General features: G+C 64.9%; 17 protein-coding genes. 5 read left to right on the forward strand and 12 right to left on the reverse strand.

From position 1 onward, the window contains the following. Nucleotides 1–32: 32 nt before the first annotated feature. From MKI84_RS06285 to MKI84_RS06310, 6 genes are all read right to left on the reverse strand, one after another. A complete protein-coding gene (locus tag MKI84_RS06285; protein ID WP_241617628.1) occupies nucleotides 33–1313 on the reverse strand; it encodes a glycosyltransferase family protein in 1281 nt (426 codons plus the stop codon). 267 nt (nucleotides 1314–1580) lie between these two features. Next, nucleotides 1581–2399 carry an NAD-dependent epimerase/dehydratase family protein gene (locus MKI84_RS06290; RefSeq protein ID WP_241617630.1) on the reverse strand — a complete coding sequence of 273 codons (819 nt, stop codon included), beginning with the start codon at nucleotides 2397–2399 and terminating at the stop codon, nucleotides 1581–1583. Further along, nucleotides 2396–3277, reverse strand: a complete 882-nt coding sequence (locus MKI84_RS06295; RefSeq protein WP_241617631.1) for an SMP-30/gluconolactonase/LRE family protein — start codon at nucleotides 3275–3277, stop codon at nucleotides 2396–2398. Before MKI84_RS06295 ends, MKI84_RS06290 begins: the two co-directional genes overlap by 4 nt. Before the next feature lie 104 nt (nucleotides 3278–3381). Further along, nucleotides 3382–4137, reverse strand: coding sequence for a 2-dehydro-3-deoxy-D-gluconate 5-dehydrogenase KduD (kduD, locus tag MKI84_RS06300; protein ID WP_241617634.1), 756 nt, complete (start codon nucleotides 4135–4137; stop codon nucleotides 3382–3384). Continuing rightward, entirely contained in the window at nucleotides 4134–4973 is an 840-nt protein-coding gene (gene kduI / locus MKI84_RS06305; protein WP_241617636.1) for a 5-dehydro-4-deoxy-D-glucuronate isomerase, read from the reverse strand. Before kduI ends, kduD begins: the two co-directional genes overlap by 4 nt. A gap of 48 nt (nucleotides 4974–5021) precedes the next feature. Beyond that, nucleotides 5022–5747 (reverse strand): GntR family transcriptional regulator, encoded by a 726-nt coding sequence (locus tag MKI84_RS06310; RefSeq protein WP_425353805.1) that lies wholly within the window; start codon nucleotides 5745–5747, stop codon nucleotides 5022–5024. A 129-nt stretch (nucleotides 5748–5876) separates the two neighbouring features. Here MKI84_RS06310 and MKI84_RS06315 point away from each other — a divergent pair, with 129 nt between their 5' ends. The 4 genes from MKI84_RS06315 to MKI84_RS06330 all read left to right on the forward strand — a co-directional run bounded on the left by MKI84_RS06315 (nucleotide 5877) and on the right by MKI84_RS06330 (nucleotide 9787). Next, on the forward strand, nucleotides 5877–6650 hold the full coding sequence (locus tag MKI84_RS06315; RefSeq protein WP_241617638.1) for a 2-keto-4-pentenoate hydratase: 774 nt from the start codon (nucleotides 5877–5879) through the stop codon (nucleotides 6648–6650). A gap of 229 nt (nucleotides 6651–6879) precedes the next feature. Next, nucleotides 6880–7872 carry a TRAP transporter substrate-binding protein gene (locus MKI84_RS06320; protein ID WP_241617640.1) on the forward strand — a complete coding sequence of 331 codons (993 nt, stop codon included), beginning with the start codon at nucleotides 6880–6882 and terminating at the stop codon, nucleotides 7870–7872. Nucleotides 7873–7985: 113 nt separating this feature from the next. Further along, on the forward strand, nucleotides 7986–8507 hold the full coding sequence (locus tag MKI84_RS06325; protein ID WP_241618360.1) for a TRAP transporter small permease: 522 nt from the start codon (nucleotides 7986–7988) through the stop codon (nucleotides 8505–8507). Then, entirely contained in the window at nucleotides 8507–9787 is a 1281-nt protein-coding gene (locus MKI84_RS06330; RefSeq protein ID WP_241618363.1) for a TRAP transporter large permease, read from the forward strand. Before MKI84_RS06325 ends, MKI84_RS06330 begins: the two co-directional genes overlap by 1 nt. Nucleotides 9788–9984: 197 nt before the next feature. Here the strand turns inward: MKI84_RS06330 and MKI84_RS06335 are convergent, their stop codons facing one another. The 5 genes from MKI84_RS06335 to MKI84_RS06355 all read right to left on the reverse strand — a co-directional run bounded on the left by MKI84_RS06335 (nucleotide 9985) and on the right by MKI84_RS06355 (nucleotide 16291). Next, nucleotides 9985–11589, reverse strand: coding sequence for a hypothetical protein (locus MKI84_RS06335; protein ID WP_241617643.1), 1605 nt, complete (start codon nucleotides 11587–11589; stop codon nucleotides 9985–9987). 489 nt (nucleotides 11590–12078) lie between these two features. Continuing rightward, entirely contained in the window at nucleotides 12079–12513 is a 435-nt protein-coding gene (locus tag MKI84_RS06340; RefSeq protein ID WP_241617647.1) for a hypothetical protein, read from the reverse strand. A gap of 192 nt (nucleotides 12514–12705) precedes the next feature. Then, nucleotides 12706–13482, reverse strand: coding sequence for an HpcH/HpaI aldolase family protein (locus MKI84_RS06345; protein WP_241617650.1), 777 nt, complete (start codon nucleotides 13480–13482; stop codon nucleotides 12706–12708). Nucleotides 13483–13496: 14 nt separating this feature from the next. Then, the gene (gene araD / locus MKI84_RS06350) at nucleotides 13497–15236 is read right to left on the reverse strand and encodes an L-arabinonate dehydratase (protein ID WP_241617652.1); all 1740 of its coding nucleotides are present in this window, start codon (nucleotides 15234–15236) and stop codon (nucleotides 13497–13499) included. Nucleotides 15237–15292: 56 nt separating this feature from the next. Continuing rightward, nucleotides 15293–16291, reverse strand: coding sequence for a Bug family tripartite tricarboxylate transporter substrate binding protein (locus MKI84_RS06355; RefSeq protein ID WP_241617654.1), 999 nt, complete (start codon nucleotides 16289–16291; stop codon nucleotides 15293–15295). 171 nt (nucleotides 16292–16462) lie between these two features. On the opposite strand from MKI84_RS06355, the gene MKI84_RS06360 reads away from it, so the two are divergent. Then, nucleotides 16463–17164 carry a GntR family transcriptional regulator gene (locus MKI84_RS06360; RefSeq protein WP_241617656.1) on the forward strand — a complete coding sequence of 234 codons (702 nt, stop codon included), beginning with the start codon at nucleotides 16463–16465 and terminating at the stop codon, nucleotides 17162–17164. A 3-nt stretch (nucleotides 17165–17167) separates the two neighbouring features. Here the strand turns inward: MKI84_RS06360 and MKI84_RS06365 are convergent, their stop codons facing one another. Next, nucleotides 17168–18049 (reverse strand): Pnap_2097 family protein, encoded by an 882-nt coding sequence (locus MKI84_RS06365; RefSeq protein WP_241617658.1) that lies wholly within the window; start codon nucleotides 18047–18049, stop codon nucleotides 17168–17170. Nucleotides 18050–18059: the final 10 nt, after the last annotated feature.

The raw sequence follows: 18059 nt of genomic DNA on the forward strand, positions 1-18059 counted from the left end.
TCGGGCGCTCCGGCGCCACTGGCGCGAGCACGTCAGCCTCCGACGCCGCTCGCCGCGCTCGCGGTAGTCGCCGAGGCCTCGAGATGGGGAGCGAGATGGGTGGAAATGCGCTCCAGCCCGTCGAGCAGGCCGGGCATGGCCACCTCCGAAGGACGCGGCTGCCCGGCGAGCGCGGTCAATGCGCGCGCCATCTCCAGCGGATCGCGCGAGGCGGCGCCGCTCTCCATGGGGTCGGCAAGCATGCGCACGAGGCCGAGCTCGCTGGCGCGGGCGGCGCGGATGGTCTGTTCGAGCCGCGGGCGCGAGCGCGGCACGAGGAGTGCCGGTTTGTCGAAGGACAGGATCTCGCAGAATGTGTTGTAGCCGCCCATGGCGACCACGGCCGAAGCGCGGTTCATCAGCCGCTCGATCTTGGGATCGAACATGATGGTGTCGATCTTGGGTAGCCGGTCGATACGGGTCATGAAGTTGGCGCGCTGGGTGTTCGACAGGAACGGGCCGAAGGCGATCACCGAGGGCAGCGGTATGTCGGGGTCGGCCTCATAGGCCGAGATTACCCAGTCGATCAGCCCCGCTCCGTCTGCACCGCCGCCGGTGGTGACGAGGATGAACGGCTCTTTGGTCGAGCGCGGGTAGCGCATCGAGGCGATGCCGCCGGGCACCGAGCGGCGCAGATAGCCGGTATAGACGATGCGCGAGCGCATCTCGGCGGGCAGCGGGATGCCGTCGAGGGGGCGGTAGAACTCCTCCGGGCCGTACACCAGCACGTCATCATAATGGTCGGTCATCACGCGGATGGCGCCCTTGTCGTGCCATTCGGAACGGATGATCTCCGGCCCGTCCAGAACGTCGCGAATGCCGATGATGCGTCGCGTCCCCATATTGCCCATCAGCTTGAGCGAGGGCACCAGTTCGCCGCGAAAGCCCGCGGGCTCCTTGTCCGCGATGAAGATATCGGGCCGGAACGACTCGGCGGTCTGGCGGATCAGCGATTCGCGGATGGCGGTGACTTCCGAGACGTCCAGCCGCAGCGTGGCACTGGCGTAGTCGCCGTTCTCGCTCTTGGCGATGCCCGGGACATGGACGAAGTCGATGCCGGGGGCAAAATTGAAGCTGCCGGCGAGCGAAGAGCCGGAGATGATGAGGACGGAGAGATTGCCGTTCGCAGCCACCAGCGCATTCGCTATGGCGCGCGTGCGCCGGATGTGCCCGAGCCCGTAGGTGTCGTGGCTGTACATCAGGATACGCGGAGTCGCATTGCCCTGCCGAGCAGCCTCTGGAACCGGCGGGGCGGGACTGCGAGAGAAATCCATTAAACTATCCACTTGGCGAACGCTGCGCCGCTCAGGCCAGCGACCTGGATTGCGCGGCGGCACTCCACGGGCAAAGGCACGTGATGGTAAGACGAGGGCATTCATACTGTCGAGACAGTCTAACCTGCTACCGGGTTTTTCGCGCCTGCGATATGATGCCCGCGTATAGGCCTGTTAATTCTCTGATGTTTCGAAAGAAATCGTTCGCCAAGCGACAGGGATTGCGCCGTCTTGGCCTAAAAGTGAAGGCCGCCTGCGCCAAATTGCTCAGCGGCGGCCCGGCGTGCCGTCCCAGCCGTCGTCTGCGCAATCATAGCCGATGGCGCAGAACGGTCCACCCTGATAGTGGGCGGTGACCGGGTCCGGCTCGGGCAGGTGCTCCAGCGCGGCTGCGAAGGCTTCGGCATCGTCCTGCGGCTCATAGCCGAGCGAGGGATCCGTGTGCCGCCACCAGGAGCGGGCATTGGCCGAGACGCCCCAGGCGACGCGGCAACCGAGGCGCTCCACCCGCAGCCCAGCCTCGATCAACCGCATCAGATCATCGAGGCTGAGCCAGGTCGAGAGGTGGCGTGCCTGCGTCGGCTTGGGCGCGCAGGTGCCGATACGCAGCGACAGGCTCTCCAGCCCGTGCTTGTCGAAATAGAGGCGGGCCAGCAATTCGCCATAGGCCTTGGTCAGCCCGTAATAGCCATCCGGCCGCAAGGCGCAGTCTTCGTCGAGAATCTCGCCGCGCTCGTGAAAGCCGATGGCGTGGTTCGACGAAGCGAAGATCAGGCGCGCTTTCGCGGCGCGGGCGAGGTCGAACACATGGTGCGTGCCGAGAATGTTCGGGCCCAGCACCTCCTCGAAGGCGCGCTCGGTGGAGGCGGCGCCGAAATGCAACACAGCATCCACGCCTGCCGCGCCCAGCGCCAGCACCGTCTCGCGGTCGGCGAGGTCGACGGCGCGGAACTCACAGCGCTCCGGTACCGGGTCGGGGAAGGGCATGATGTCGGTCAGCAACACGTGATGCCCGGCAGCGGCGAGCCGTGCCGCGAGCTGGCGGCCGAGGGCGCCGGAGGCGCCGGTGAGCAGCAGGCGGCTCATGCGGGAATATCCTCGAACAGGCTGATCGGCGCGCCGGCGACGCCGGGCTCCAGCACCATCAGGTCGCCGGAGGGCGGGGGCGCGTCGGGTGCGCGGCGTAGCGAGGTGATGTAGAGCGTCGACAGCACGGGGCCGGCGAAGCACGGCATGGTCGGCGCCGGGGCCGGTGTCGGCAGGCGCTTCAACAGCGTGCCTTCCCTGTCATAGACATTCAGGCAACCGGCCGAGACGCCGCAGCTCCAGTAATTCCCGTCCGCATCGCAGGCGCCGCCATCGGGCCGGCCGTCCTGTTCGCCGGGCGTGGCGATACGGCTGCGGTTGGCGATCGCGCCGGTGGCCGGATCGAAATCCCAGCGGTCGATCCAGGGGCCGCCGGAATCGGAATGGAACAGGGTCCGCCCGTCCGGCGACCAGGCGAGCCCGTTCGAGACCTTAAGCCCGTCGACCTTGCGCTCGACCCGGCCATGGCCGTCAATGCGGTACAGCGCGGCGATCGGCTGGCGCTCCGGGCTTGGGACGTCATGCAGGGTGCCGACCCAGAACGCACCGTCCGGCCCGACCTTGCCGTCATTGAGCCGGAGACGCGGGAAGTCGGCCTCGACGGTGGCGAGCAGGGTGCGGGTGCCGCTGGCCGTGTCGAACAGCACCACGTCACCGCCGACCGCCACCACCAGCCGGCCGGAGCGCGTCAGCCCGAAGCTGCCAACGGGCCGCGAGAAATGCCAGTGCCGGCGCTCGCCGGTTGTCGGGTTCCAGGCGTGGATGATGCCGGCGGGGATGTCAGCGAACAGCAGCCGGCCATTGGCGCCGTCCCAGACCGGGGATTCGCCGAGCGACAGTCCGGCTTCCAGAGCAATGCCGATGGCGGGAGCGGTCATATCTACCTCTCGAGCATTTCAAGCGACGTGGATGCCGGTTCGCGCAAAGGAGATGCGTCCGCATACCGCGTTAGACGAGACCCCGATCGATGAACGCGGAACCTCTAACGCGCGAGCCAGCCGCCATCCACCGGGACGACGATGCCCGTAACATAGGACGAGGCCGGCGCGGCGAGGAAGAGGACAGCGGTGGCGAGATCGCCCGGTTCACCCCAGCGCCCGGCGGGAATGCGCTCCATGATCTGCCGGTTGCGCACCGCGTCTGCCTGCAGCGCGGCTGTGTTGTCGGTCGCCATGTAGCCCGGAGCAATGGCGTTGACCGTGATGCCGCGCGCTGCCAGCTCATTTGCCATCAGCTTGGTGACGCCAACCACGCCGTGCTTGGACGCGGTGTAGGAGGGCACGCGGATGCCGCCCTGATAGGACAGCATGGACGCGATGTTGATGATGCGTCCGGGCTGTTCACGCTGCACCCAGCGGCGGGCCATGGCCTGCGAGAGGAAGAACAGGCTTTTCAAATTCACATCCATCACCGCGTCCCAGTCGGCCTCCGTGAAGTCGAGCACGTCGGCGCGGCGGATGATGCCGGCATTATTGACCAGAATGTCGATAGGGCCGGCTTCCGCCTCGATCTCCTCGACCAGCGTGTCGAGCCCGGTCGGGTCGGCGAGGTCGCGCACCACTTCATGAAACGTCCGGCCGAGAGCGTGGATCGCGGCGGCGGTGTCCGGCATGGGTTGCGAGCCGAGGCCGACGATATCGGCCCCCGCGCCTGCCAGTGCCTGCGCGAGGCCGCGCCCGAGCCCGGTGCGCGCGCCGGTCACCAGCGCGCGTTTTCCTGTCAGGTCGAAGAGTGTCATGCCAGCTCCTGCATCGGCACGAAGTCCATGTCGGCGAAGGACTGGTTGTCGCCGGCCATCGCCCAGATGAAGGCATAGGCGCCAGTGCCGGCGCCGGAATGGATAGACCATGGCGGCGACAGCACCGCCTGATCGTTGCGCACGATGAGGTGGCGGGTCGCCTCCGGCCGGCCCATCAGGTGGACCACCATCGCGTCCGGGGCGAGCTCGAAATAGAAATAGCTTTCCATGCGCCGGTCATGGGTATGCGCCGGCATGGTGTTCCACACGCTGCCGGGCGCGAGCCGCGTCAGGCCCATGACGAGCTGGCAGGTCGGCAGCACGCCGGGGTGGAGATATTTGTAGATCACGCGTTGGTTGGAGGTCTCCAGCGAGCCCATGGGCTGAGGCGAGGCGTCCTCCTCGCGGACCACCCGGTTGGGGTGCCCGGCATGGGCGGGGCAGGAATTGGCGTAGAGCCGGGCGGGATTGGCGGGGTCGATATTCTCGAACACCAGATCGCGCACGCCCATGCCGAGATAGACCGCCTCGCGCGGGGCGACGATCAGTTCTTCATTGTCGGCGCGCACGCGGGCGGTGCCGGTGCCGACATTGATGGCGCCGAGTTCGCGGCGCTCCAGCAGGAACTCCGCGCCGACCGTGCGCGCCAGTTCCTCGCCCGGCATGAGCGGGCCGTCGCCCGGCTGGATGCCGAGGACCAGCATGCGGTCGTAATGGCTGTAGGTGGCGCGGATGGCGCCGGTGGCAAACACCTGCTCGATCAGAAAATGCTCGCGCAGATCATGGCCGTCGAAGCTCTCGGCCTGGCGATAGTGAACGGCGTGACGAATATCCATGGGCGTTCCCCTGTGCCGCACGCATCTGCCGCGCGTGCCTGTTCTCATTCAGATGAAAAGGTCGCGATGGGCCGCCTGCACGGTCGGCAGCGCCTTGAGGATTTCTGAGAGATGGGTTTTGAGCGCGGCTTCGGCGCGGTCGGGATCGCGTGCGTCGATGGCCTCCAGAATGGCGCGGTGCTGGCCGATGAGCAGCGGCAGTGCTGTGGCGGAGGGCAAGGTAAGATGGCACACCCGGTCCATATGCGCCTTGATGTCGTCGATGACGCTCCAGGCGGTCGGGCAGCCGGCGCCCTCGGCCAGCGCGGCGTGGAACATCTCATCGGCGCGCTGGAAGCCGTAATGGTCGCCGGCTTCGGCGGACACCACCTGTGCGTCGAGATAGAAATCGATACGGGTGCGCACCCGCGCATCGAAGCGCTCGCAAGCGCGCCGCACGATGGCGGTCTCCAGCGATTCGCGAATGAAGCGGGATTCGAGCATGCGCTCCAGCGAGATCTTGACCACAAACGTGCCGCGGCGCGGCTGGATGTCGACGAGACCGGAGCGGGCGAGCGCGATGAAGGCCTCACGGACCGGCTGGCGCGACACGTTGAGCTTTTGCGCGATGTCCTGCTCGGAAAGCGGCGCGCCGGGCGGAATCTCCATCGTGATGATGGCCTTGCGGATGTCGCGTTCGACGCGGCGCGCGCTGGTCATCTCCACTTCGCCGGTCTCGATATTCACCGATGGCCTCCTCAGCACGTCGCGTCTTTCTGCTTGACGCTGTACCATACTAGCATCACTATCTGCCATACCAAAGATGACGGATCAAGTGATTGTATCAATCTATGGATCGCGTACATGCCTTCAGTCCTCTCCGCGCCGCCCCGTGAATCTTCCGCCCCCTCGATTGCGCAAGCCTTGGTCGCAGCGCGCGCCGAGACGCGGGTGCTGCCCGACTTTCCCGGGGTGCTGCCCGCCGACCTCGCAAGCGCCTATGCCGTGCAGGATGACGTTCTGCGCCTGACGCCGCGTCGGCTTGCCGGCTGGAAAGTTGCCGGCATTTCCCCGGCCTTCCGCGCGCAGTACGACGCCGAGCGGCTGGTCGGTCCGGTCTTCGCCGACGTCGTGCAGCAGGTGCCTGACGGCGGCGAGGCTTTGGTTGCGGTCCATGTCGGCGGTTTCTGTGCGGTCGAGGCCGAATTCGTGGTGCGGCTGCTGGCGGACCTGCCGGCGGATCTTTTCGATCCAGTGACGCTGGCGCGCTACTGCGCGCTTCACGTCGGCTCGGAAGTCGCCTCCAGCCCGCTCCCGACCATCAATGATCTCGGCCCCGGCGCGGTGATCGCCGATCACGGCAATAATGCCGGCGCCATCCTCGGGCCGGAAATCGTTGCCGTGCCGCATGGGCGGTGGGAGAGCCTGGTCTCGCGCTGCTTCATCGACGGGGACCTTGCGGGCGAGGGCCATGCCGGACGAGTGGCCGGCGGCCCCTTCGCGGCAGTAGCCTTCCTTGCCCGCCAGCTTGCCTCCCGCGGGCGCGGCCTGCGCGCCGGCGACATTGTGCTCACCGGCATGACGACGGGAATCCATGCCGTCACGGCCGGCTCGCGAGCGCATTTCGATTTCCCCGGTGTGGGCGGCTTCGACCTCTCGGTCACCGCGCGCCTTCCCGAGCGCGCGGAGGAAACCTGAGCACACGCACCACCGGTTTCCGCCGGTTGGGACTAGCGGAGGAATGCCCGCTGCCCGAACTCGAAACAGTGGGGAGCATCAAAATTGACATCGCTAATGCATTAGCGCTTTAGTTCGATCAAACGACATCGCCATTCCCGCCAAGAGCGGGCGACGGTGATGCGGGCCCGCCACGCGCGGGGGCGCATCACCGGACGGACGAGCGATCTTACCCTGAGGAGGCAACCCCATGAAAACGAAACGATTTTTGTGTCTGGCCGCAACCTTCGCCGCTTTCGCCACCTTTGGCGCTCTGCCCGCGGCCGCGCAGACCGTGCTGCGCTCCGCCGATATCCATCCGGACGGCTACCCGACCGTCGAGGCGGTCAAATACATGGGTGAGCTGGTGAAACAGCGCACCAACGGGCGGCTGGACATCCAGGTGTTCAACAACGCCGCGCTCGGCAGCGAGAAGGACACGATCGAGCAGACCCGCTTTGGCGTGATCGACATGAACCGCGTGAACACCGCGCCGTTCAACAATCTGGTCCCGCAGACCCAGGTGCTCGGGATGCCGTTCCTGTTCCGCTCGGTCGATCACATGCACAAGGTGGTGGACGGCCCGATCGGCGATGAAATTCTCGCTGCCTTCGAACCGCACGGGCTGGTCGGTCTCGCCTTCTACGATTCCGGGGCGCGCTCATTCTACACCACCAAGAAGCCGATCAAGTCGCTCGCCGACCTCAAGGGCCAGAAGATCCGCGTCCAGCAGTCGGACCTGTGGATCGCCATGATGAAGGCGTTCGGCGCCAATGCGACGCCGATGCCGTTCGGCGAGGTCTATTCCTCGCTGGAGACCGGCGTGGTCGACGGTGCGGAGAACAACTGGCCGTCCTATGAATCGTCCCGCCATTTCGAGGTGGCGAAGAACTACACGCTCACCGAGCACTCGCTCGCGCCCGAGGCTCTGGTGATCTCCAAGGCGAGCTGGGACAAGCTGACCCCCGAAGACCAGAAGATCCTGCGCCAGGCGGCCAAGGAATCGGTGGTGAAGATGCGCGAACTGTGGAGCGCGCGTGAAAAAGCCTCTGAGGAGAAGGTCCGCGCGGCGGGTGTCAACGTCATCACGGTGGACAAGCAGCCCTTCATCGATGCGATGAAGCCGGTCTATGACAGCTTCGTCACCGACCCGGCGATGAAGGACCTCGTCGCGCGTATCCAGGCGGTGCAGGCCACTCAATGAGCGCTCCGCTTAAACCGGCCGATGCCGGTTGGCTCGCTCCCGGCGCCGGTGCGCCGGGGCGGGCCTCTCCCGCCTCCGAGACAAACAGCCTGCGCGAGGAAAGGCACGATCCGATGCGGCGTCTCTTGCTCGGCACACGGCGTGGGCTTGCGCTGGCCTCCTGTCTGGCGCTGTGGATGTCCGGCGCCGGGCTGGTGGCGATGACCGGCGTGGTCGGCTGGCAGGTCTTCGCGCGCTACGTGCTCAATGACACGCCGAGCTGGGCAGAACCGATCTCGCTGCAATTCATGGCCTGGTTCATCCTGCTGGGCGCGGCGGTTGGCGTGCGCGAAAGCGTCCATCTCGGGCTCGATATCGTGAGGGTTATGGTGCCGGAAAAAATCGGGCTGGCTATGGACCTTCTCAGCCTCGCCCTGGTCGCCTTCTTCGGGCTCGCCATGAGCTATTACGGCACGCTGCTCGCCATCGGCACCTGGAGCGCGACCATCCCCGTGCTGGGCTGGCCGGGCGGCGTGGATTTCTTCCCGCTGGTGCTCGGCGGTGCGCTGATCGCGCTGTTCGCGGCCGAACGCTTCGTCGATGTGCTGCTCGGCACCGCTCCGGCGGCCGACCATGCGGCGCAGGAGGTGGTATGATGGTGTACTGGGTGCTGTTCGGCAGCTTCACGCTGCTGATGTTGATGGGCACGCCGATTGCGTTCTGTCTCGGAATCGCCTCGCTGCTCACCGTGATCTATATGGGCCTGCCGCCCATCGTGGTGTTCCAGCAGCTCAATTCCGGCATCAGCGTCTTCGCGATGATGGCGATCCCGTTTTTCATCTTCGCCGGCGACCTGATGATCCGGGGCGGTATCGCCGCGCGGCTGATCCGCTTCGCCGCCGGCCTGGTCGGCCATCTGCGCGGCGGGCTCGGGCAGGTCAACATCGTGGCCTCCACCCTTTTCGGCGGCATTTCCGGCTCGGCGGTGGCCGACGCCTCGGCCGTGGGCGGGTTGATGATCCCGCAAATGGCCAAACGCGGCTATGACCGCGACTATGCGGTGAATGTCACGGTGAACGCGGCGATCATCGCGTTGATGATCCCGCCCTCACACAACATGATCCTCTATTCGATCGCGGCCGGCGGCAATGTCTCGGTGGCGGACCTGTTCACCGCCGGCATCGTGCCGGGCATGCTGCTGGCGCTGGCGCTGATGGCCACGGCCTATGTCGTGGCGCGGCGGCGCGGTTACCCGGCCGAGCCCTTTCCCGGCTTCGCACGAGTGGGTTATTTCTTCCTGGCCTCGCTCCCCGGTTTGCTGCTGATCGGCATCATCTTCGGCGGTGTGCGCTCCGGCATCTTCACGGCGACGGAAAGCTCCTGCATCGCGGTGATCTATGCGCTGGCTGTGGCGATCCTGGTTTATCGCGAGCTTGACTGGGCCGGTTTCGTCGAAGCGACCCTCGGCGCGGTGCGCACCACGGCGATGGTGCTGCTGGTGATCGGCGCGGCGGCGTCCTTCGGCTGGCTCATGGCATTCCTGCAGGTCCAGCAAACGGCCATAGCCGGTATCCGGGCGATCTCCGACGACCCGATCATGGTGCTGCTGCTGATCAATCTCTCGCTGCTGCTTCTCGGCACCTTCATGGACATGGCGCCGATGATCATCATCTGCACGCCGGTGCTGCTGCCGATCGTCAAGGCGTTCGGCATCGACCCGGTGCATTTCGGCGTGGTGATGATCCTCAATGCGGGCATCGGGCTGAACACGCCGCCGGTGGGCACGGTGCTGTTCGTGGGCTGTGCGGTGGGCGGCATCACGATACGCGAGGCGATGCGCACCATCTGGCCATTCTTCGGCGCCAGCGTCGCGGTGCTGCTGCTGGTCACTTACGTGCCCGCACTCTCGCTGTGGCTGCCGGCGCTGTTTCGGTGAGGGAGGGTTTTCTCCCGACTTGAAGGCGGGCGATGGCCCGCCTTTTTTGTTTGGGGTGGGATGCGGAGAGGTGTCGGCTGTGTCTGGGGGGTAGCGGTGGAGCCGAATGACCGGCTGTGGGTAGGAAGCGGTTTGGCAGGTTTGAGGCGGCACGCTACGAAAGCTGCTTTCCAGAAATAATTCGAGGGCGAAGAACCCTAATTACCCGGGCGGTCTTCAGGTTTCCCAAAACGGTTCCACCAAGGAAGCAGGGTGGTAATGTCCATCGGGTATCGCTTCCGCACTAAGCGTACACCGCAATCGCGCGCGATGTCCGGTAGTCGATAACCTCTATATTTGTCCGTTATCGCATAAGATAGAACGGATAGGAATTCAGGCCGTTCCGTTTGAGCAAGTGTATCATTAAGCTCTTGGATGGAAGCGAATACGACACTTCGCTTGTCGACTTCGGTGATGTCTGGATCATGAGCTGCCATTTCTTCTGCTCGTTTTATTGCAGCCTTTCGAAGGTTTGCGGCCATCTGCATCCAGCCGTCCATAGTCAACACTAAAGCGACTGCGTCGGGCGACACAGGCTGGGAGCCGTAGATTTTCCGTCTGGCATGCGAGAAAAAGCGCCAGAGCTGGAAAACTCCTTTCGCAATCTGCTCAAAGCCCTGACGCGCCACCACCACGGGGTTCTCAGCATATTGAGCCTCAAAAGTGAGCTTTGTGGCCTTGCACTCGATCGCGAGCACCACTTGGCCGCTGTCTTTCACAAGACAGTCAGGTGGATCGACCTGACGACCCTTCGGCCCGTACGCGGCCTCTTTAATGGCCTCTATTTCAGGAAGGTATGCCGTCAGCAAATCCCGAATATAGTCCTCAAACCGAGCATTAGCCTCTGTCAGTAACTGGTCCGGCCCCTGCTTTATGTCGTAGTAGAGGCCAGCGGTTGCCCGGCTCATGATGAGCGGCGGCAGCGGAGCAATATAGGCCGGAAGCTTCCGCTCGACACGAACAATCGGCTTCTGGCGCAAAAGGCTTGGCATGTATGCAGTTCGCGGTGTCCGCCCTAAACGCTGAGTGGCATCTGAGTTGAGCTGACTGGCCCTCTTTCTTGCCTCTGCCAGATGGATGCCTTGAAGCTCCAACGCCCTTACCATCTTGGCCTTCGGCAGGCCCAAATTGGCCGGATCAGGCAACTCTGTCCACGGCTTGTCGAAAAATACACCTAAGAGTGCTAAGCTCAAGCAAAGGAAATCAGAAACTGACAGCCCGTTGGCCTGTTCAAAGAATTCACCGCACGCCCCTTGTCCATAGACATAAGCAAAGCGAAAAAGTTGCTCGCTATTGGGACCCAGTTGCCATGAAAATTGGCGATGTCCTATGCGGTACATCTCCTCAAAAATGTCCTCGGGGCTGCTCTTCAATAAATATTCGCTGTCTTCAATGCTTCGAAGCAAATTAGTTAGCAATCTGATGGATGCGAACGTTTTGCAATTTGAGATATGGTGTCTGCCTAGCCGAGGTTTATCCTTCACAGTTGTGAGAAGGGACGTGACGAATGTTTCCAGTTCCCAAGGATAGATCGCGTGATCGCCTAAAATACCATCCATAACGGCTTCTCTGGGAAAGGTGAGGTATCTTCTCGCCGCATTTTCATTGCCCGATTGCAAAGCGCGCACGGCCCAGATTAGTGTCAGGCAGTCGGCATCATCAGCGCGCCGAAGCCACTGAGAATAGCGCTTGCGGCGCAGATTTAACTTTAGTCTCGCTTCACCACGCGAAGGCAAATCGGACGAATACGTGCTCTTTGCCAAGTTAGAATTCTTTCATGTCAAATTCATGACGAAATATCTTCTAAATATTGCAGTTTATTACAATAGAATCAATCAGGATCGATAGCGGGCGTGATCCGCCACTGGTTCTTTATTTGCCTTTGTGACGGTTTCTAGCCTACCGTCCGCATAAGCTGCCGGACACTGCTCTACCGAGCGGCAGATTGAAAGAACGGCAGCTTTCGCGTGTCGATGGAAGCTCCGTAAACGAGCGGGATGGGGTCGTAACCCGACACGATGAGGCGGCTAGCGACGGGGTTGAGGTCAGAAGCCTACGCTGCACGATCCCACCCTCCAAAAATCAGCCCAAATAAAAACGGCCGGGACGAGCCCGGCCATTCTTCCTCGCTTAGACGCGCGCCCTCACCGGAACCATTTCACCAGCGCTTCCGGACCGCGCGAGAATTCCGCTGTCGGAGCCGAAGGCGGTGAACACGCAGGCGGCGACGATGCCGAACTCCGCCTGAACCCTCACTTCAGCGACAGAGCCAGTCCGCTCAGATCGAGGCTGACGATAAGGCCCTTCTGCTCGCCGCCGAGCTCCAGCACGGCACCGTTCTGGTTGGTCAGGACGACGACCTGCGCACCCTTTCCGAGGGCGGCGCCGGCGCCGCCCTGAGCATAGACGCCCTCAATGTCGGACGCGCGTTTGATGTTCTTCACCGTTCCGCGCAGCCGTGTCTCCGACGCGCCGAAGGTGAGGCCATAGCTCACACCTCCGACCGCGAGCGGATAAGTGCGGCCCTGAAACGTCAGCACGCCGTCGCCGCCCGATCCGCCGACCACGAACCCGGCCTTAAAGATACGGATGCTGACGGTGCCGCTATCGGCGCTCGCCATCGATACCGCGCCAATGAGCGCTGCCAATGCGAGGAGCCCGACCCTTAGTACCGACAAGAGTTTCATCGGCGATACCTTCCCAACTAAAGCGATGTGCGATGTTGCCCATCTCAAGACAACGCTCAGCTTGGCGCTTCGTTGCTCGACAATCAACGTCTTGGCGGAACGGCTTTTCGTTCCACCAAGACAAAGGTGCGTTTCAAACAAAAATGGCCGGGACGAGCCCGGCCATTATGTCGTCAGCAGATGGCGCGGCCCTCACCGGAACCGCTTCACCAGCGCTTCCGAACCCCGCGCGAGAATTCCGCTGTCGGAGCCGATGGCGGTGAACTGGCAGCCGGCGGCGATGTAGCGCCGCGCCAGCGTCTCGTCGCCGGTGAGGATGCCGGCGCGGTTCCCGGCGCGCGCGATGCGCCCGATCATCTCCTCGATCAGCGTCACCACCTTCTCATTGCCCTGGTCGCCGAGATACCCGATCGCCGAGGACAGGTCGCCGGGGCCGATGAACACGCCGTCAACGCCGGGCACAGCGCAGATGGCTTCCAGGTTCTCCAGCGCGAGCTTCGATTCGATCTGCACCAGCACGCAGATTTCCTCATGGGCGTGGGCGTAATAGTCCTTGATGCGCCCGAAGCGCGAGGCGCGGGAGGCGGCGGCGAAGCCGCGTATGCCATCGGGGGGGTAGCGCGTGGCAGCGACCGCGCTTGCCGCCTGCTCCGGGGTGTCGACCATGGGCAGCAGGAAGCTCTGCACGCCCGCGTCGAGATAGCGCTTGATGATCACCGGGTCATTGACCGGCGGGCGGATGATCGGCTGGGTGCGGTGTTCCATGCAGGCCTGCAGCTGGCACAGCACCATGGGCAGGTCGTTGGGCGAATGCTCTGTGTCGATCAGCAGCCAGTCATAGCCCGAGCCGGCGAGGATCTCGACGGTGATGTGGCTGGCGAGGCTGCTCCACAGGCCGAGCTGCTGCTGGCCGGCATAAAGGCCGCGCTTGAAGTGGTTTACGGGCAGCTGGTTCACGGGCAGGTCCACGGAAAAATCCTCTGTCAGAAGATGGCGGGTTCGTCGACGGGGCGACCGAACGCGGTTTCGAGAAAGTCGAAGTCGCAGCCCTGATGCGCCTGGCCGATATGGCGGGAGAACATCCAGCCATAGCCGCGCTCATAGCGCGGGGGCGGGGGTGTTAGCGCGGCGCGCCGGCGTGCCAGTTCCTCGTCGGAGACCTGCATGTCGAGCGTGCGGGCGGCGACGTCGAGGCTCACCATGTCCCCGGTGCGCAGCAGGGCGAGTGGCCCGCCAATGTAGCTTTCGGGCGAGACATGGAGGATGCAGGCGCCGTAGCTGGTGCCGCTCATGCGCGAATCCGACAGGCGCACCATGTCGCGCACGCCTTGTTTCACCAGCTTTTTCGGGATCGGCAGCATGCCCCATTCCGGCATGCCCGGGCCACCTTGCGGGCCGGCATTGCGCAGCACCAGGACATGGTCCGGCGTCACGTCGAGGTTCTCGTCGTCGATCGCCGCCTTCATCGCGGGGTAGTCGTCAAACACCAGCGCCGGGCCGGTGTGCTTCAGGAGGTGCGGTGCGCAGGCGCTTGGCTTGATGACGCAGCCGTCCGGCGAGAGATTGCCGCGGAGCACCGCGAGCGCGCCCTCGGCATAGATCGGGTTGTCGAGCGGGCGGATGACATCCTCGTCATAGACGCTCGCGCGGGCGATGTTCTCGCCGAGCGTCTTCCCCGAGACCGTGAGCGCGTCGAGGTGAAGCTGGTGGCCGAGTCGCGACATCAGCGCGGGCAGGCCGCCGGCGAAGTAGAAATCTTCCATCAGATAGCGTTCGCCGCTGGGGCGTACATTGGCGATCACCGGTACGATGCGGCTCGCCTTGTCGAAATCGTCCAGCGTGATGTCGACGCCGGCGCGCCGACCCTGCGCGATCAGGTGGATGATGGCATTGGTGGAGCAGCCCATGGCCATGGCGACGGTAATCGCGTTCTCGAAGGCCTTGCGTGTCTGGATGCGGGACGGCACGAGGTCCTCCCACACCATCTCGACGATGCGCCGCCCGCTCTCCGCGCTCATGCGCATGTGGTTGGCGTCAGCCGCGGGGATCGAGGAGGCGCCGGGCAGCGTCATGCCGAGGCTTTCCGCGATGGCGGTCATCGTGGAGGCCGTGCCCATGGTCATGCAATGGCCGTAGGAACGGGCGATGCCGCCCTCGATCTCGGCCCAGGCGGTCTCGTCGATATTGCCGGCGCGGCGCTCGTCCCAGAACTTCCAGGCATCGGAGCCGGAGCCCAGCGTCTTGCCCTTCCAGTTGCCGCGCAGCATCGGGCCGGCGGGCACATAGATTGCCGGGACGCCGGCGCTGGTGGCGCCCATCAGCAGGCCGGGCGTGGACTTGTCGCAGCCGCCCAGCAGCACCGCGCCGTCGACCGGATGGGCGCGGATCACCTCTTCGGTCTCCATCGCCAGCATGTTGCGGTAAAGCATCGAGGTCGGCTTCAGGAACGTCTCGGAGACCGAATGCACCGGCAACTCCAGCGGAAACCCGCCGGCCTGAAGCACGCCGCGCTTCACGTCTTCCACGCGGTCCTTGAAATGGGCGTGGCAGGGGTTGAAGTCGGACCAGGTGTTGAGGATGGCGATCACCGGCTTGCCGGCCCAATCCTCCGGGCCATAACCCATCTGCATGGCACGGGAGCGGTGGCCGAAGCCGCGCAGATCGTCGGGGGCGAGCCAGCGCGCGGAGCGCAACGTGTCGGGGCTTTTGCGGTCTGTCTTCATGAGGCGGGCCTGTGAACGGCCGGGCGGCAGATCGCCGCCCGGCGGAGGTGGGCGGATTACTGCGTAGCGACGTTGCCGGCCTTCACCACCGCGCGCCAGCGCGCTTCCTCGGCGGCCTGGAACTTGGTGAAGTCCTCCGGCGAGTTGGCGACGACCTCGAAGCCGATCTCGTTGAACTTGGCGGTGATGGCAGGATCGTTCAGCGCGGCCTGCATCTCGGTGGCGAGCCGGGCCTTGACGTCGGCCGGCAAGCCCTTCGGCGCCGCGGCGGCCTGCCAGGAATAGACCTCCAGCCCGTCGACGCCGGCTTCCTTCATGGTGGGCACGTCGGGGAAGACCGGGTTGCGCGCTTCGGCGGTGACGGCCAGCACCTTCAACTTGCCGGCCTTGATGTGGTTGGCGACAGCGCCGAGATTCTGGAACGACACGTCGGCATGGCCGCCGATCAGGTCGCCAATGGCCGGCCCGCCGCCCTTATAGGGCACATGAATGCCGTCGGTTCCGGTCTTCTGCCAGAACAGCTCGGCGGTGAGGTGGTCAGAGGAGCCCGAACCTGAGGACGCGAAGGTCACCTTGTTCGGGTTCTTCTTGAGATAATCCACCAGCTCCGCGATCGTGTTGGCCGGGAAGTCGGGATGGGCGACCAGCGCGTTCGGTGTGCGCACCGCGACGGTCAACAGGTCGAAATCCTTGGCCGGATCGTAATTGAGATTGGGAAACAGCGCCGGGTTGATGGCGTAAACGCCGATCGAGCCCACCAGCAGCGTGTAGCCGTCCGGCGCGGACTGCTTCACATGACCGGCGCCGGCCGAGCCGTTGGCGCCGGGCCGGTTGTCGATCACCACGGGCTTGCCGAGCGCTTCCTGCATCTTGCCGGCGAGGAGGCGGGCGGTGGAATCAGATGCGCCGCCGGGCGGGAACGGCACCACGACGGTGATGTTGCGTTCGGGATAGCCGGCGGTCTGGGCCTGGGCGGCGCTCCCCGGTGCAGCAGCAAGCGCGGTCAGCATGGCGAGCGAGGCGACGGTCGATGTGGAAAGGCTGAAGCGGGACATGTTTCCTCCTGGGCTTCTGGCGTGAAGCACGTGCGAAAGGGCGGTCGCGTTTTTGGCGTTGCGTCCCGCATCTTCCGTGCCCCGTCTTGTGCGGGTGCTGCCGTTACGGCGCGTCGACTAAAGCGCTAATGCATTAGTGAAGTCAAGCGCGGTCTGCGCTAAGATGCCGGCATGGATAGCTCCGCCTCGCCGCCCCGCCCGACCCGTGATCCCTACCGGCCCGCCGCACCGCAGGTGTTCGATTATGTGCGCGAGCGCATCATCGCGCTGGAGCTGCCGCCCGGCGCGCCGATTTCGCGGGCGGAGTTGCAGGATCTGTTCGGATTCTCCTCGACGCCGGTGCGCGACGCGCTGCTGCGCCTCCAGGAAGAATCGCTGGTCGATGTGTTTCCCCAACATGCCACCGTGGTAAGCCCGATCGACCTCCGGCTGGCGCGGCAGGCGCAGTTCCTGCGCCGCTCCATCGAGTTGGAGGCGGTGAGCACGCTGACCCTCTCGCCCGAGCGGGGGGATGTGGTGGAGCGGCTGGAGACCGTGATCGAGGTGCAGAAAACACTGCTGGCGCGCGGCGACCTGCCGGGGTTCGAGAATGCCGACCGCGAGTTTCACCGGACCTTCTTCGAGCGCGCGGGAGTGCCGGACCTGTGGGTGATGGTGCGCCGGCATTCCGGCCATATCGACCGCATCCGCCGCCTGCATTTGCCGATGCCGGGCAAGGCGTCGCAGGTGATTGCCGACCACCAGGCGATTGCGGCCGGCATCGCCACCGGCGAACCGGACGCGGCGCAGGCGGCTCTGCGCGAGCATCTGTCGAAGTCGCTGGCCTTCACCCCGGACCTGCGTGCCCGCTGGCCGGATTATTTCCGGGAGTGAGCGTCAGTCGGCGGTGCCCTTGCGCGTGAACACGTCGGCGAGGCGCTCGCCATCGGCCATCCGGCTGATCCGGCACCAGTGGGCAAAGCGTCCCGGTGCCTCGTGCACCGCGAGGACGTCGATGGCGATGCGCTCACCGATCTCGATATTGCCGTAGAACACGATGTCGCGCGCCAGCGTGGGCATGGCCTGTGCCGCTTCGCCGAGCAGTTCCCACTCCGCACGGTCGACGAGGGCCTGGAACGAGGCGAAGTAGAGGAATTCTGCTCCGTTGAAATCCTGCCGCGGGCAGGGACGTATCACGAGGCGGCGGGTGGGGACCGCCGCATCCGCGTCGGCGCGCAGAAAACCGAAATGGCGGTCCCAGTTGCCCGCACGCATCCGGGCGGCGAGCGCGGCGGTGTCGGCCGGCTCGACCCGCGCCGGCTCCGGGAACAGGTCGAGCGACAGCCGCGCCGCCGAGCGGTTGCGCCCCGGCACCGCACGCTTGACGAAGACCGAGCACAGCTCCATCCGTCCCACCGGCCGCCCGCTGCTGGTCAGTTCGTGGCGGCTGACGAACTGGGTACGCGAGGCGCGCACCAGCGACGAGGCGATGGTCAGCCGGTCATGCTCGCTGAGTGTATCCAGTGCGGCGTCACACAGGCTCGCGGCGCAGAACGCGGCATAGACCGGCGCGCCGTCAGCGTCGCGGAAGTCCGGCACCGCCCGCCCGGCCAGGCTCGCGAGCATCTGCCAGTGGCGATGCCCCAACTCTTTCATCAGCCAGGTTTCGGACAAGCCGCCGAGGCTGAGATGCGGCATGCCGAGAATGAGCGGCGCCCCGAACGTCTCCGGCGGGTCACAGCGCATCGTCAGATCCCGTGGAGAGACGGCGAGGTTCATTCCGCGCTCC

This window comes from Ancylobacter gelatini, assembly GCF_022601675.1.
Classification (GTDB): Bacteria; Pseudomonadota; Alphaproteobacteria; order Rhizobiales; family Xanthobacteraceae; genus Ancylobacter; species Ancylobacter gelatini.

Excerpts from the sequence above, each read along its gene's own strand:
- MKI84_RS06285 (WP_241617628.1), bottom strand. The coding sequence starts at position 1,313 with ATGGATTTCTCTCGCAGTCCCGCCCCGCCGGTTCCAGAGGCTGCTCGG.
- MKI84_RS06290 (WP_241617630.1), bottom strand. The coding sequence starts at position 2,399 with ATGAGCCGCCTGCTGCTCACCGGCGCCTCCGGCGCCCTCGGCCGCCAG.
- MKI84_RS06295 (WP_241617631.1), bottom strand. The coding sequence starts at position 3,277 with ATGACCGCTCCCGCCATCGGCATTGCTCTGGAAGCCGGACTGTCGCTC.
- kduD (WP_241617634.1), bottom strand. The coding sequence starts at position 4,137 with ATGACACTCTTCGACCTGACAGGAAAACGCGCGCTGGTGACCGGCGCG.
- kduI (WP_241617636.1), bottom strand. The coding sequence starts at position 4,973 with ATGGATATTCGTCACGCCGTTCACTATCGCCAGGCCGAGAGCTTCGAC.
- MKI84_RS06310 (WP_425353805.1), bottom strand. The coding sequence starts at position 5,747 with ATGGTACAGCGTCAAGCAGAAAGACGCGACGTGCTGAGGAGGCCATCG.
- MKI84_RS06320 (WP_241617640.1), top strand. The coding sequence starts at position 6,880 with ATGAAAACGAAACGATTTTTGTGTCTGGCCGCAACCTTCGCCGCTTTC.
- MKI84_RS06325 (WP_241618360.1), top strand. The coding sequence starts at position 7,986 with ATGCGGCGTCTCTTGCTCGGCACACGGCGTGGGCTTGCGCTGGCCTCC.
- MKI84_RS06330 (WP_241618363.1), top strand. The coding sequence starts at position 8,507 with ATGGTGTACTGGGTGCTGTTCGGCAGCTTCACGCTGCTGATGTTGATG.
- MKI84_RS06340 (WP_241617647.1), bottom strand. The coding sequence starts at position 12,513 with ATGAAACTCTTGTCGGTACTAAGGGTCGGGCTCCTCGCATTGGCAGCG.
- araD (WP_241617652.1), bottom strand. The coding sequence starts at position 15,236 with ATGAAGACAGACCGCAAAAGCCCCGACACGTTGCGCTCCGCGCGCTGG.
- MKI84_RS06355 (WP_241617654.1), bottom strand. The coding sequence starts at position 16,291 with ATGTCCCGCTTCAGCCTTTCCACATCGACCGTCGCCTCGCTCGCCATG.
- MKI84_RS06360 (WP_241617656.1), top strand. The coding sequence starts at position 16,463 with ATGGATAGCTCCGCCTCGCCGCCCCGCCCGACCCGTGATCCCTACCGG.
- MKI84_RS06365 (WP_241617658.1), bottom strand. The coding sequence starts at position 18,049 with ATGAACCTCGCCGTCTCTCCACGGGATCTGACGATGCGCTGTGACCCG.